Raw genomic sequence first — 14,396 nt, 5'->3', positions numbered from 1 at the left:
CTGGTCGGAGAGAGGCGGATCACCTCCCGGTCAAGCCCGGAAGGGGTGCCATCTGGCGATTCACGAGCAGACGTTTTTTCGGTCCCTCTATACGAGAGTATATCCCTGGGGGTAGCATCCTCCCGTGAGGCCAGAACAGTTGAACGCTGTCTGCCAGTTAACTACACTATACAACTACGCACAAACGTACTAAAATGGAGCAGATGTCAGGTTGGCGTCTGCCTTCTTCTTCTGGAAGTAAGCGGTTGCTACGGCTGCCGCTTTGGGGGCCATCCGGCAGAATGTTTCCTAAGAAGGGAAGACAGCGCGTGCTCGGCTTCCGAGCGGTCCGCACACACGAAGGACTGGAAGGGGTTCTTTCTTGATGTCTGTGACCATTCTGGTCGTCAGTGATCTCCACCTTGCTCATGGCCAACAGCCTTTCGAGGGCTTCACCGAGAAGCAACAACGCGCCTGGGAAGGGTTCCTACGGGCCGCTGCTCCCGGGGGCCTCCTCGTCGAGGAAGGGGCCGCTGAGAGAGTCGAGTTGGTGATCAATGGCGACGGCTTTGATTTTTTGGCGGCTGCCCCCTTACGGCATGATCGCACTCGGACGGTGGCCCAGGCTTTGGAGAAGCTAGAGCAGATCATCGCCGCTCATGGGCCTTTCTTTGAAGCCCTAGCCCAGTTTTTGAGAGCGCCCCAACGGCGTGTAACCTTTGTGCCCGGCAATCACGATATTGAGTTGCTCTGGCCTGCGGTACAGCAGCGTCTGCGCCAGGCAGTGGGTTGGCCGGAGGCTTCCGAGGAGCGGCTCCGCTTCTGGCCACGTGCACGCTACGAACCGCTGCCAACAATCGTCATAGAACACGGCAATCTATATGATTTTTGGAATCACTGCTGCGCTGGTCTGTGGACTGCCAGCGGTGAGCCCCTGCCTCTTCCAGAGGAGATTCTGCTCTCCCCTGGTTCGTGGTATTATCAAGAGGCGGGGGCGCTGATCCATCGCCGTTTTCCGTATTTCGACCACCTGGAGCCATCGCTCAGCTACCCACGTCAGATGGCGCTGCTGAGTCTCTTGGCTCCTGAGCTGCTGCGTGAGGTGGTGACGAATCTTGTTGGGCTGTTGAGCCAGCCGCGCCAGCCGTTGGCCGGTCTACGCGCGCACGAGGAGGGCCACGCCTTGCGCCTTTTCGAGGAGGCAATGCAAGATCTAGCCGCCTTCCAGGGCGATATGGAGCGCCAGAAAGGTGACTGGCAGCCAGTGCCTGGCTGGGACGAACAGCGGGCTACGGCAGCGTTATTGGAGGAGTATGCCCTGTTGCGGGAAGCGCTGGCCCAGGCAAGCCAGCCGACCGCAACTGAGAAGACCCTGCTGGAAGCAGTGGCTCGCATCTTGGGACGGCCAACAGTCCCCAAGGGGACAGGCCCCACCGGCGCCGGTCTGCGTGCCCTGCTGCAGCGTGAGCCACGCCTGCGCTATGCCCTGGCCGGCCATACTCATGCGTGGCTGATGGAGCCGCTCGCCGAGAGCCACCAATCCTATCTGAATACGGGTACCTGGACGTGGCGCCTGGCCAGACCTACACCGGAGGAGATCACTCCGGCGACCTTAGCCTGGTTGCGCTCTCCAGACTGGCCTCCTGCGCCGACAACTTCGCCGCTGCGTGAGGTCACACAGTTTACGTTCGCCTTGATCCGCGCCAGCGAGGACGGGTCTCAGACGGCGGCTAGCCTTTGCGCCTGGGAGGTCCGTTCTCAGCCAGCCTACCGGGTCCTGGCCACGGCTGCCTCCTGAGTGCGCGAGGATCAGGCTGCAATGGGAGCAAAGCGGTGAGCGTGCAAGTCATGAGAGGAGCTTGTGTGGCCTGAAGGGTTGAGTAGAAAGTATGAGTGAACGCGACATTTCAAGAGCACAGGAGAAGCCTCGGTGTGGTGAGAGCAGCAAAAAGCTGCTCCTGGTCGATGGACATGCTTTGATCCACCGGGCCTTTCATGCGCTGCCGGAGATGCTGACGACGAGCAGCGGCGAGGCTGTGAACGCAGTCCTTGGCTTCGCCAGCATGCTGCTGAAGGCGCTGGCCGACGTGCAGCCAGACTATGTGGCTGTGACCTTCGACCGCTCGGCGCGTACCTTCCGTCATGAGGCTCTTCCAACGTACAAGGCGCAGCGCCCTCCGCTCTCACCAGTGATGCGCGCGCAGTTTGAGCGTATCCGTGAGCTGGTACAGGCTTTCAATTTTCCTGTCTACGAGCTGGACGGCTTTGAGGCCGACGATCTGCTCGGAACACTGGCGCGTCAGGCAACAGGGCAAGGTCTGGAGACCATTATTCTGACCGGCGATATGGATACGCTGCAGCTGGTCGATGACTGCGTGCGCGTGATGGTGGCTAAACGCGGCATCAGCGAGGTGACAGTCTACGACCGGGCCGCGGTACAAACACGCTATGGCATTGAGCCGGCACAGCTGCCAGACTTTAAGGGCCTGGTCGGCGACCCGTCAGATAATATTCCCGGCGTGCCTGGGATTGGGGAGAAGACTGCCAGCCGGCTGATCGCCACCTACGGCAGCCTTGAGGCAGTGCTGGAACACCTGGCCGAGCTGAAACCGAAAGAGCAGAAAGCCCTCAGCGAGACACGCGAGCAGGCGCTCCAAAGCAAGCACCTGGCCACAATTGTACGCGACGCTCCCGTGCAGCTTGATCTGGCCGCTTGCGATATCAAACGCTTCAATCGCGAGAAGACCCTCGCTCTCTTTCGCAGCCTGGAGTTTCATTCGCTGGTCGATCGACTGCCCGCTCCCGGTGGCACTTTCGGCGATACCAGGGGCAACGACAAGGCAGGCAGCCAGAAACAGGCCCTCGCCCTCGCTGAAGGACAGCCAGAACCCAGAGAGCCGGCAAGCGCTCAGCGCGGGGATGACGCTCACGACGAGCAGAGCGCACCACTGGGCCTTGTTCCAATTCTGGAGCCGCCACGCCCACCACATCAGCTCACTCAGGCTGGCCAGCCGGGGAGCGCCGTGGAATTCACCTCCGCGTCTCAGGAGCCTGCCAGCAGGTTGCCGTCTCAGCAGAGGGACCACGCCCATGATCAGGTAGAGCAATTGGCGCTCTTTGAGCTGCCAGCTCAGGCAGAGGCAGAGGTGCGCCATCTCCGCCTGCCAGCCGTCGGTGCAAGTCTTCCGCTCCTTGAGCCGGTCAGCGAGAAAACAACTAGCACGCTGCTCATCACCAGCGAGGAGGCGCTCACGGTCCTGGTGCACAGCCTCCGCCAGGCGGGCGCCTTTGCCTTTGACATCGAGACCACCTCTGAAGACCCGTGGCGGGCCGAGCTGGTCGGGCTGGCTTTCAGTATGGCCCCCGGCGAGGCCTACTATCTCCCTCTTGGCCACCAGCGGACACTCGACGGCGAAGAGCCACCGACCCAGCTTCCCTTACGACTCGCCTTGGAGCGACTGCGCCCGGTCCTGGAGGATGTGTATATCGCCAAATATATGCATAATGCGAAGTACGATCTGCTGGTGATGGCGCGCTACGGCGTACGCATTCAGGGACTCACGTTCGATACGCTCCTGGCAGCCTACCTGCTCGATCCGGGCCGCCGCGGCCTGGGACTGAAAGAGCAAGTCTTCCAGCGCCTGGGCTACGTGATGACCCCTATTGCTCAGCTCATCGGCAGTGGCAGCAAGGCCATCAGCATGGCCCAGGTTTCGGCAGTGCGCGCCGCCGAGTATGCCGGGGCCGACGCCGACATGACCCTGCGCCTGGCAGAGCCACTGCGACGCGAATTGCTGCGCCAGGGCCTCTGGAAGCTGTTCGAGCGCATCGAGATGCCGCTTGTGGATGTGCTGATTCAGATGGAGCTGCACGGGGTGGCCCTGGATGCCGACTTTCTGCGCGACTTCGGCGAGCGTCTCAACGAGCAGATTCGCCTCCTGGAGCAGAGGATCTACGACGCAGTCGGGCATCGCTTCAACATCAATTCAACGCGACAGCTCGCTGAGGTTCTCTTTGGCGAGCTAAAGCTGCCGACAGGGCGCAAGACACGTACCGGGTATTCTGTCAGCGCCGAGGTCATTGAAAGCCTCAAGGGCCTTCATCCAGTGGTCGATGTCTTGCTGGAGTACCGCCAGCTCACGAAGCTGAAATCTACGTACGTCGATGGTTTGCTGGCCCTGATGGACCCCGTGAGTGGGCGCGTACACACGTCCTTCAATCAGGCGGTGACTTCTAGCGGGCGGCTGTCCTCCAGCAATCCTAACCTGCAGAACATCCCTGTGCGTACGGAGATCGGGCGCCAGATTCGGCGCGCCTTCATTGCAGACCCGAGCTACCTTCTGCTCACCGCCGACTATTCCCAGATCGAGCTACGTATTCTGGCGCGCATCACAGGCGAGAAGCGTCTGGTGGAAGCCTTCCAGCAAGGCGAAGATATTCATACGATCACCGCCGCCTCCCTCTTCCATGTACCAGTGAGTCAGGTCACGCCTGAGCAGCGCCGTCTGGCCAAAACCGTGGTCTATGCCATTCTCTATGGCCAGTCGGCCTTCGGACTGGCTCAGGTGACTGGCATGAGTAACGCGGAGGCCAACGATTTCATCAAGCGCTATCACGAGACCTTTCCCGAGGTGCGGCGCTATGTCGATGCAACCTTGAACCAGGTGTACAAGCAAGGCTATGTGAATACGCTCTTTGGGCGCAAACGCTTCTTGCCAGACCTGCGAACGCTCAGCGGACCGGAGCGCCAGGCCCTGGAGCGTGAGGCGATCAATATGCCCATCCAGGGCACCAACGCAGATGTCATCAAGATCGCAATGATCCGTATTCACCATGCTCTGCAGGAGCGTGGCTTGAAGGCGCGCATGATCCTTCAGGTCCATGACGAGCTGGTGTTTGAGGTGCCAGTGGAGGAGTTGGAGGCAACCCGCCGCCTGGTACGGACTATTATGGAAGACATCCCGGAGATTACGGAGAAGGTCCCGCTCAAGGTGGAAACCAAAGTGGGGCGGAATTGGTACGAGGCCGCTCCTGCTGAGTAGGCCACCGCCCCGGTGAGCCGCTGCCGCCGTAAGTATGCTGGCGGCTTCGGCCTGATCTTGCTTGCGAACGCAAAAGGAGAGCCATCCGTGCAGCTATCACGCCTTGTACAGAGTCTACCTCCCTATCATTTCGCCGAAACCCAGAAGAAGTTGGCCGCCCGCCAGGCGGCAGGGGTTGATGTGATCAATCTGTCAATGGGCGATCCTGATTTGCCTGCCCCCGCCGCCGTCATTGAACGGCTCTGCCAGGCAGCCCACGATCCAGAGAACCATCGCTACCCCGAGTATCGCGGCCTGCGCGCCCTCCACGAAGCCTTCGTCGCCTGGTTCCAGCGGCGCTTCGACGTGACGCTGACGCCAGAAGAGGAGACTCTGCCGCTCCTGGGGTCAAAAGAGGGTCTAGCCTATGTGGCAATGGCCGTGCTCAACCCAGGCGATGTGGCCCTCGTGCCCGACCCCAACTACACCGTTTACGTGACGGGCACGACCAGTACTGGCGCTCAACCTTATTTGCTGCCGCTGCGCGAAAGCCATGACTATCTGCCCGACCTCGAAAGCATTCCTTCCTCGGTACTGCACCAGGCCCGCCTTCTTTGGCTGAACTATCCAAATAATCCAACCGCTGCCTGCGCCGACCACGCTTTTTTTGAGCGCGCAGTCGCTTTTGCTCGACAGCACGACCTGCTGATCGTGCACGACATGGCCTACGCCGAGGTGTATTTCGAACAGCGCCCTCCAAGCATTCTGGAGATTCCGGGAGCACGCGAGGTGGCCGTTGAGCTTCACTCGCTCAGTAAGACCTATAATATGGCTGGCTTCCGTGCCGGCTGGCTCGTTGGCAATCGCGAGGTTGTGGACGCTGTGGGGCGACTCAAGAGTAACGTCGATAGCGGGATGTTCCGCCCAATCCAGTATGCAGCCATCGCGGCTCTGCAATTGCCCGATTCCTGGATACAGGAGCGAAACGCTGTCTATCGCCGCCGCCGTGACTTGCTTGTGGCCGGCTGCAATTCCTTGGGACTGCGCACGCGCCAGACGCAGGCTGGCCTCTACGTCTGGGCAGCGGTGCCAGCAGGCTTTAAGGCCCGCGATTTTGCCAGCTGGCTCTTCGATCAGACCGGTGTACTGCTGACTCCCGGGTCAAACTTCGGCGCCGCCGGCGAGGGCTATCTGCGCATCTCGATGACCGCTCCCGAGGAGCGCATTGAGACCGCGCTGCAGCGCATGAAGGCCGCTCTGCGCGAGCTACCACACCCCTAAGCTCCTGACTGGAGCTAGAACAGGGCAGGCTGCTTTCTATCACCTGACGGTTCGCCTTCGCCTTTGCCGGCCCGCCCCCGCCTGGTGGGCCGTCCGCAAGCCAGCTAGATCGATGCCTATTTCAAACGCTGCCTCGCTTGACCAGCGCTCGTGCAGCAAGAAGAGCAATGGATGGAGAGATCACTAGCAGGATCGGGGAGGCAGGCGCACGCCTGAAGTGGAGCTTGCTCGGGAGCACTTCGGCGGCACACAGGCCTCCATCTTAGCGCCAGGGGAACGAGGGCCATGATGCAACAGTCTGAGACTAGCGCAATGAAGCGCACTTCGCTGAATGCATGGAATCTCTCGCTTGGTCGCGCCATCTGCGGCGACGTTCAGGCGGGCCTGGAGCGCGAATGGCTGGTTACGAACGGCCTTGGCGGCTACGCCGCTGGCTCGCTTCTCGGAGCCACCACGCGCAGCTATCACGGCCTGCTGGTCGCTGCCCTCCGCCCGCCGATTGAGCGTTGGGTACTCGTGACGAAGGTCGATGAGGAGCTTCGCCTCCCCCAGGGCACGGTCCTAAAATTGGGGGTCAACGAGTACCACGATGGCACCCTTGATCCACAGGGAATGTCGTACCTCGACAGCGTCTGTCTCGAAGGCGACATTCCCTGCTTTCGTTATCGCCTGGGGGCCGCTCTCTTTCTAGAGAAGCGCATCTGGATGGAATACGGGCAGAATACGACGTACGTTCAGTATACTTTGCATGGTAGCTATGACGAGGGAAGCGAGCAGGCGCGGGAGCCATCGCTGTTAACCTTGCTGCCGTTCTGCGTCGCGCGTAGCCACCATAGCACGCTGCGCGGCGATCCTGGCTGGCATTTTCAGGTCGAGCAGGATGGGAGCCGCTACCGCATCCGCGCTAGCGCTGACACCCCCGTCTGTCAGTTGATCATCAGTCCTTCAGCTCGCTTTGAGCCACGGGGACTCTGGTATTGGCGGGTCCTTCACCGTCATGATCGTGATCGTGGCCTGCCATGCGAGGAGGATGTCTATCTGCCTGGCGTCTTCCATCTCCCGCTGATCCCCGGTGACCGAGTGACGCTCGTAGTGAGCGCTGAGCAGGAGCCACCCGCGGCTCTGGGCAGCCCACAGCACGAGGAGCAGGTCGCTCAGGCGTATGCGCACCATCGCCGCCGTCTCAAGCAGCTCCTTGCTGTGGCAGATCGCAGCGTTGAGGACCTGGCCCAGCGCGATCCTGTCCGCGCCCGCCTGGTAGTGGCCGCAGACCAGTTTATCGTGGCTCGTCCGCAGTATGTGCTCACTCCTACGGGGAAGCGCTATTTGCAGCTCTCGCCCGATCACAAGACCATTATTGCCGGCTATCCGTGGTTCGAGGTCTGGGGGCGCGACGCCATGATCGCTCTCCCCGGCCTGCTCTTGAGTACTGGCCGCTATAGCGAGGCCCGAGGCCTGCTCAAGGCTTTTGCTTCTTCCGCCAATCAAGGTTTGCTGCCAAACCGCCTTCCCGAGAACGCAGCGGCTCCGGAGTATAATACCGCCGATGCCTCGCTCTGGCTCTTCCGCTCCCTTGATCGCTACCTGGCCGCCACCGGAGACTGGACCTTGCTGAAGGAGCTGTTTCCCGCCCTCGAGGAGATCTTGCAATGGTATATTCGCGGGACACGCTACGGCATTGGCATGGACGAGGGCGATGGCTTGCTGTTTGTCGGACTGGGAACAAGCGATCTGCAGCTGACCTGGATGGATGCCCGCGTCGATGGCTGCCCGGTGACGCCGCGTCGCGGCAAGCCTGTGGAGATCAATGCGCTTTGGTACAATGCCCTGGCTTGCATGGAGAGCTGGGCAGTGCGCCTGGCCGTTGATGCCACGCGCTATAGTCAGCTGCGCATCCAGGTGCGCAAGCATTTCGCTGAGCGCTTCTGGTACCCCGAGGGGGGCTATCTCTACGATGTGGTCGATGTCGATGGACGGGCGGGCGAGAACGATCCTGCTCTGCGCCCCAACCAGCTCTTTGCCGTGGCCCTGCCGCGTCGTTTGCTGAGCGACGAGCAGGCTCGCAGCATTGTTGAGCGTGTGCGGGCCGAGTTGCTGACACCCCTTGGGCTACGGACGCTCAGCCCCCACGATCCTCACTATCGCTCTCGCTTCAATGGCGATCAACGCCAGCGCGACAGCGCCTATCACCAGGGGACAGTCTGGCCCTGGCTCATCGGCGCCTATACCGATGCCTACCTCCATGTCTACAAAGACAACCAGGCTATCCTGCCTTTGTTGGAGCCATTGGTGCACCACCTCTGGGACGCCTGCCTGGGGACAGTCAGCGAGGTGGCCGAGCCAGAGCCTCCTTTTACTCCTGCCGGCTGCTTCGCCCAGGCCTGGAGTGTGGCCGAGGTGCTGCGCTGTTGGACGCTGGTAACTGAGTAGATAGCCCGCAACATCGGGGGGGCGCATCTCTCTGCTCCTGACGGGAATAAAGCCCCCCTGGTCATTGTCCCTAAAGGGAGGGAAGGCCGAAAGGAGGCCAGCCAGCACCTCTTGTCTCCCGACGCAGGCAAGAGGAGGCGCAAGCGGAGAAGACGCAAGACGAGCGTTCTATTGCACGCGCACCAGGATAACGCTGATGTTGCCTTCGCCGCCGGCGCGATTGGCCTCATCAACCAGCAAGCGGGCCAGCTGTTGGAGGTCTCCCCCACGCGCCAGCAGCTCGCTCAAGCGTTCATCACGGAGCATGTGCCAGAGGCCATCGGTACAGAGGAGAATCAGATCACCTACCGCTACCTGCCGACTGAAGAAGTCCATCTGCAGATGGGACGCCAGGCCCAAATAGCGGTAGAGGCGATGGCGCCGGGCGCTGCTGTAGAGATCGTCGGGTGCCAGTAGCTCTGCTTCAACCAGGTTAGCAGCCAGTGAGTGATCGCGGGTGATACGCTCCAGCCCTCTACCGGGAATAAAGTGATAGGCCCGGCTATCGCCAACGCTGGCCACATAGAGATAGTGGCAATGCAGCAGAGCCACGGTCAGCGTGCTGGCCATGAACGTGTTGTAGTCAGCATTCGAGTGGTAGATGACCTGATTGGCACGTAGGACACTTTCCCGCAGCCAGAACTCGGCTTGCTGTGCAGCTTGCAGGTTCGTTCCATGCTGCACTCTGAGTGGCAGGGCGGTCAGACGCGGGATGAGGACGTCAGCCACGGTGGCAATGGCCAGATGACTGGCTTCATGTCCCCCGATCGAGCGCCCTTCTGGCCCGCGCAGGCCATCGGCAACGCCGAACAGGCCGAACGGACGCGGCGGCAGCCCAAGACCAAGGCCAAGCCCCTGGACAATGAGCAGCATGTCTTCGTTGTCTTGCGCGACGTAGCGCCGTCCTACGTCGCTTATATAGCCGACCTGGCAGACGTCAATCACGAGCGGTGAGGTTCCATTGAGAGTCTGGCCGCAATGCCGACAGTAGCGCGAGCCGGGACGGTTCTCTCGCCCACAGGCTCCACAGGGATTTTCAGGGATGAGAGTACGCACCAGTACATTGGCGCCGCTGCGCAAGGGACTGCTGCGCTCTGGCGGCGGCACAATCACGGTTGGGGCCTCGACCAGGGCCTCTTTCACAGCCTCCGCGAAGGCGCGGGCGCTCGGCCAGCGCTGCGCCGGGTCAATGTGCATGGCCCGGAGGATAGCAGCATCTACCCCAGGATTGAGGGCCGAATTGAGCTGGCTCGGCGGTGGCAGTTCAGCTGAGTGACTGCGCACGATGGCCTGGAAAGGCAACAAGCCCGTGAACATCTGATAGGCAACAACTCCCATCGAGTAGATATCGCTCGCCGGCTCAGTATGCCCCTTCTCTTGCTCAGGGGCAATATAGTGCTGGGTACCCAAAGCCCAACCTCGCTGCGTCAGTGGCACCTCCTTCTCCATCGCCCGCGCAATGCCAAAGTCGGTCAGAACCAGCCGCCCGTCGTCCTGGTGAATGAGGAGATTCGAGGGTTTGATATCGCGATGGACAATGCGCTGCGGATGAGCATGCACCGCATCGACCGCTTCAGCGAGATCGCCGAGATAGCGCAAAGCCAGCTCTAGCGACAGCGGCTTCTCATCCTTAAGCAGGGCCTTGAGCGTCCCCCCCGTGACAAGGGGCATGGCCAGGTAGAGCAGACGCCCATCTTGACCGAAATTGAGCACCGGCACAATGTTCCTGTGCCGTAGCTGATGGGCATAGCGAGCCTCACGCTTGAAACGCTCTACCGCGGTGGAAATATCCATGTTCGAGATGTGGAGCGAGAGGATCTTGAGTGCGACCTCCTGCTCATCAAAACCATCCCTGGCACGGTAGACCGCTCCCATGCCTCCAAGCCCAAGGAGCTGCCCTATGGTATAGCGCCCTGCAACGACTGCCCCAGGGAGCAAACACTGACAGAAGGGCTTGCTACACTGGAAGGTGCCATCAGGATAGCTGGCCTGACAACGCGGATTTGGACAACGAAGCATCAGGGGTTCCTCCCAACACAGGCCGCGCGCACCAGGCGCACGGTCATGGCCTTGCTCAGGTCTGCCGGTCAAGGGCGAGAGCAGGCAGATTGCCGGCTTCACCTGCTTCTTGCGCTATAAGTCTAGGGAAGTTGTTGCTTCGCTGTCAATTGCTTGCTCAGCTTGCGCAATCTGGGCTACGCCGCAACCCGGGCAGCGCCTCCTGTGAGGTCTTCTTCTCCTCCGATCTCCCTACGAAGCACCCCCCGGGAGAAGGGCATCGGCCTCAATCTCTACCAGCCATTGGGGATCAAGCAAGCGCGCCACCTGCACCATAGTAGAGGCTGGACGCGCCGCGCCAAAGAACTCACCATGAACACGGCCTACCTGCTCCCAGTCTTCTGCGCGCGTTAGAAAGATACGGGTGCGCATCACCGCCGAGAGATCGGCGCCCAGCTGCTCCAGCGCTGCTTGAATAATCTCCAGGCAACGTCGCGTCTGAGCAGCGGCATCGCCAGGCGCCACTGTTCTGCCATCTGGGGCAAGTGGGGCAGTGCCCGAGATGGCGATCATATTTCCAAGACGGACCGCCCGCGCGAAGCCGATGACTGGCTCGTAGGGCGAGCCCGAGGAAACGATTTGACGCTCTAAGTGGCTCATTTTGTCTTCCTCCTTCTCTTCTCACTTTTTATTCAAAACGCTGCTTATGATCAAGCAATCAAGCCCGCGAGCATAAGGGACTTGAGATGTTCAGGGAACAGGTGGCCCTGCGCGGCGGACTGTTACGCTGCCAAGATTGGTATGCAGCTGGAGCTGGGCCCGAGGAGGAGCGCCGACAGGGGCCTGTCCGAACTCATTGGTCACGCCACCCAGGTTGGAAGAGGCGGCAAGCAGCAGCGGCGTGTCAGGCGGCAAGGTAACATCAATTGTACCCGCGTTCGTCGTCATCTGATACTGCCCCCCGGGCTCCAGGGTCCCGCCAAAGGAGATAGCACCTGCATTCGTGTGGCAGTAAACCTGTCCGCAGAGCCGACTCTGCTGCACAGTAATGGTGCCAGCATCGGTCTCCAGACTCGATCGATCGTCAAGTGTGGCCTGCAGCACGGTAATTGTCCCAGCATTCGTCTTGACCGCCAGCCGTCCCTGACCACCCAGGACCTGGACAGAGCCAGCGTTGCCCTCGATCTGTAGGTCACAGACCGCAGGCACCCAGATATCCAGTCGGACATAGCCCAGATTCGCGGGCAAAAAGGAAGGTCGGTAGAGGCCCGAGACAGCAACGCTAACCGTGTTCTCCCTCTGCTGGCAGTCAACGACCAGCTCGTCGCGTTCGCCCAAGAGACCACTTAGATACTTGGTTGCCAGGATCTCAATCGTATTGGTGTGGCTCTCCCCGCGATGAATGGAGATGGGGCCAGCCGGATTGCGAACGGTGAGCGTCGGACGCCCGGTGACCTCGAAGCGGCTGACAGGCAGGGTGACTACCCGCCTAAAGCCCCAGAAGGCAACAATGCCCCCCAGCACGATAAGGGCAACCAGCGCGAGCCCCAGGCCAAGGAGGTTGTTGAGATAGCTGATAAAGAGACTACCGATGATGACGACAACAACGACTATCAAAGCAAGCTGCCAGGCTGGCAGCGAAGAAGAGCCTGGTTGCACTTTCCCAAAAGCCGCGTGGGCCTCATAGCTGGCGTCCCAAAAAGAAGGTGGAGTATAGCGCGGCTCCCTCTCGGTTTGGGCTTGCTCCTCACCCGCCGGCTGTGGCTCCTCATCTGGTGAGAACATCATGCGCTGCTGGCTCATAGCCGATTCTCTCCCTTGCGTCCATCTTCTTCTACTTCTTCAGCAAAAGCTATTCCTCTTCTCCCCCTCGCTCTCGGAATAGCCCTCAATGCCACAACTCTCGTGCTCGCCCGTCAGAGGGCACCAGGAGACGCCCCTGAGCCTGAGCGGACTTCCTTCATTCAGCCCCTGGCCTTTAGTGATTAACAGCCAGAGAGCTTCTGCTTCCCCTGGCTCCATGCCCGTTACCTGGAGTGACCTGGACGGTAGGAGATCCCGCCATCCTGCATGCCCTACAGCTGCAGATCTCCTCACTCCACACAACCCCGAAAGCCAGAGATACAACGCTACTGTTGCGCCGCCAGCTTTCTTTCTCTCTGCCGCTGCCGTAGCAAATACGCGAGGCTGGTGGAAAAGTTGCAGAGCCAGCGGAGCCGTACACTCCCCTCCCGGAACAGGAGGAGGCCAGAGTAGAGAGAGACAGCCAGGCTAACCAGGGGATTAACCAGAGCACGACAGCCTGGCCCACTGCCAGATTGTCCCGGCTAGCGAAGGAGGAGTATAATCTGTCAGGGTGAGGGCCGCTGCTGGCTGCTGCTCTCTGTTGGCCAGGCTGTCGGTATCACCCGAATGGAAGACGCGAGCTAAAAGGATATGTTTCCGGCATGATACAGACACTCCCACTGGTGCTTTCAATTGTCATGAGCGAGCTGGCCATCGGCTCGTTCCTGTTGCTCTACGTGCTGGACTGGCGTAGTGAGGTGCGGCGCAGCTTCCTTCTCTTTTTCTCTATCATCTACCTCCTCTTTACCGCTCTCACCTATCTTTTCCAGCAGAGCTTCGCCTCTCAACCATTGCTGGACAGTTTTTTGCGACTTGATAAGCAGTGGACTGGCTATGCCGACCCGGCGCTCCTGGCCTTCCTGCTACTGCAGCTTCCCTACTTGCTTTTCCTGATCCTGGACCGGCGGGCCGGTGTCGATGGGAAAGAGAAAGCTGCGCAGGCTGGGGAAGCAGGGCAATTTTCTATGGTACGTCTCCTACGGCTGCTAAGTGGCGGCCTGGCTTCAGTGGCTGGTTTGCTCATGCTCTTAGTCCTGGGCATGATTTACCGTCCGCTAGCTCCCTCCCCGCTTGGGGAAGCCCTGACTGTCCTGAGTTTCTTTATCGCGGCCCTGGCCGTCGGCGGCGTGATGACCTCGATGTGGCTCGGCCACTGGTATCTTGTCACCCCGGCCCTGAGCGAGCGTCCGCTCCTGTTCAGCACGGCAGTGGTCCTGATCGCCATTGTGCTTCAGATTATCCTGGCGCTGGTCAGTGCTACTGTGGCCAGCCCTGCAGCCTCGACCGCCGTCACCCACTCAGCTCAGGCTACGGCCACAGCCATTACGACCCTGACGCCCACACCAGCCGTCTCAGGTACTCCAACAGCGATCAAACCAGCTGGCGCCCCGACGGTCAGTCCTTTGAGCATGGATGTCCTTGGTTGGCTGCACATTCTGCTTGGCTTTGCCTTTCCGCTCGTGCTGGGGGCCCTCACCTGGAAGCTGGCGCGCGAGCGCTCTTTCCAATCGGCTACGGGCATGCTCTATCTGATCGTCGTCATGACGCTGGCAGGCGAGGTTTTGGCCCGTGGCATGTTCCTGAGCACGCTTTAAGGACTGGTTGGTAGAGTCTGCCGCGCCACGAATCGCACGGAGCGAGCACAAGCCCACAAGGAAGTCACCAGATCGCGGGTGCCTCAAAAGGCAGGGTGAGAGCGGCCTCCTGGCAGGAGCCAGCGCTCTCACCCTGTTTTTCAGTCAAGATCTCCTGCAGGCCCGGCACCAGCCTGCTTCAGCCGAGATGAACCTTGTCCGCTGCTTG

At 60.6% G+C, this 14,396-nt stretch carries 8 protein-coding genes; 5 read left to right on the top strand and 3 right to left on the bottom strand.

Annotation, left to right across the window (positions count from 1 at the left end; translation table 11 throughout):
• Positions 1 to 364: 364 nt before the first annotated feature.
• The 4 genes from N688_RS06355 to N688_RS06340 all read left to right on the top strand — a co-directional run bounded on the left by N688_RS06355 (position 365) and on the right by N688_RS06340 (position 8,711).
• Entirely contained in the window at positions 365 to 1,777 is a 1,413-nt protein-coding gene (locus N688_RS06355; RefSeq protein ID WP_052888496.1) for a metallophosphoesterase, read from the top strand.
• Positions 1,778 to 1,868: 91 nt separating this feature from the next.
• Complete coding sequence (gene polA / locus N688_RS06350) at positions 1,869 to 5,021, top strand: DNA polymerase I (protein WP_052888495.1); 3,153 nt, start codon at positions 1,869 to 1,871, stop codon at positions 5,019 to 5,021.
• An 87-nt stretch (positions 5,022 to 5,108) separates the two neighbouring features.
• Positions 5,109 to 6,281, top strand: coding sequence for an LL-diaminopimelate aminotransferase (locus tag N688_RS06345; protein ID WP_052888494.1), 1,173 nt, complete (start codon positions 5,109 to 5,111; stop codon positions 6,279 to 6,281).
• A 285-nt stretch (positions 6,282 to 6,566) separates the two neighbouring features.
• Positions 6,567 to 8,711 (top strand): amylo-alpha-1,6-glucosidase, encoded by a 2,145-nt coding sequence (locus N688_RS06340; RefSeq protein WP_081838577.1) that lies wholly within the window; start codon positions 6,567 to 6,569, stop codon positions 8,709 to 8,711.
• A 168-nt stretch (positions 8,712 to 8,879) separates the two neighbouring features.
• On the opposite strand, the gene N688_RS06335 is transcribed toward N688_RS06340, so the two are convergent.
• From N688_RS06335 to N688_RS06325, 3 genes are all read right to left on the bottom strand, one after another.
• Entirely contained in the window at positions 8,880 to 10,769 is a 1,890-nt protein-coding gene (locus tag N688_RS06335; RefSeq protein ID WP_052888493.1) for a protein kinase domain-containing protein, read from the bottom strand.
• A 231-nt stretch (positions 10,770 to 11,000) separates the two neighbouring features.
• A complete protein-coding gene (locus N688_RS06330) occupies positions 11,001 to 11,408 on the bottom strand; it encodes a RidA family protein (RefSeq protein ID WP_052888492.1) in 408 nt (135 codons plus the stop codon).
• Between the two features lie 90 nt (positions 11,409 to 11,498).
• A complete protein-coding gene (locus N688_RS06325; protein WP_052888491.1) occupies positions 11,499 to 12,551 on the bottom strand; it encodes a DUF4097 family beta strand repeat-containing protein in 1,053 nt (350 codons plus the stop codon).
• 644 nt (positions 12,552 to 13,195) lie between these two features.
• On the opposite strand from N688_RS06325, the gene N688_RS06320 reads away from it, so the two are divergent.
• On the top strand, positions 13,196 to 14,188 hold the full coding sequence (locus tag N688_RS06320) for a hypothetical protein (protein ID WP_052888490.1): 993 nt from the start codon (positions 13,196 to 13,198) through the stop codon (positions 14,186 to 14,188).
• Positions 14,189 to 14,396 lie beyond the last annotated feature (208 nt).

The organism is Thermogemmatispora carboxidivorans (assembly GCF_000702505.1).
GTDB classification, from domain to species: Bacteria; Chloroflexota; Ktedonobacteria; order Ktedonobacterales; family Ktedonobacteraceae; genus Thermogemmatispora; species Thermogemmatispora carboxidivorans.
Note: the sequence above shows the minus strand (reverse complement) of the source record. Positions and strands in the feature narration are given on the sequence as shown.

Bases quoted from the DNA above. Each gene is read 5' to 3' on its own strand.
- N688_RS06325 (WP_052888491.1), bottom strand. From the start codon at position 12,551: ATGAGCCAGCAGCGCATGATGTTCTCACCAGATGAGGAGCCACAGCCG.
- N688_RS06335 (WP_052888493.1), bottom strand. From the start codon at position 10,769: ATGCTTCGTTGTCCAAATCCGCGTTGTCAGGCCAGCTATCCTGATGGC.
- N688_RS06320 (WP_052888490.1), top strand. From the start codon at position 13,196: ATGATACAGACACTCCCACTGGTGCTTTCAATTGTCATGAGCGAGCTG.
- N688_RS06340 (WP_081838577.1), top strand. From the start codon at position 6,567: ATGATGCAACAGTCTGAGACTAGCGCAATGAAGCGCACTTCGCTGAAT.
- N688_RS06355 (WP_052888496.1), top strand. From the start codon at position 365: ATGTCTGTGACCATTCTGGTCGTCAGTGATCTCCACCTTGCTCATGGC.
- N688_RS06330 (WP_052888492.1), bottom strand. From the start codon at position 11,408: ATGAGCCACTTAGAGCGTCAAATCGTTTCCTCGGGCTCGCCCTACGAG.
- polA (WP_052888495.1), top strand. From the start codon at position 1,869: ATGAGTGAACGCGACATTTCAAGAGCACAGGAGAAGCCTCGGTGTGGT.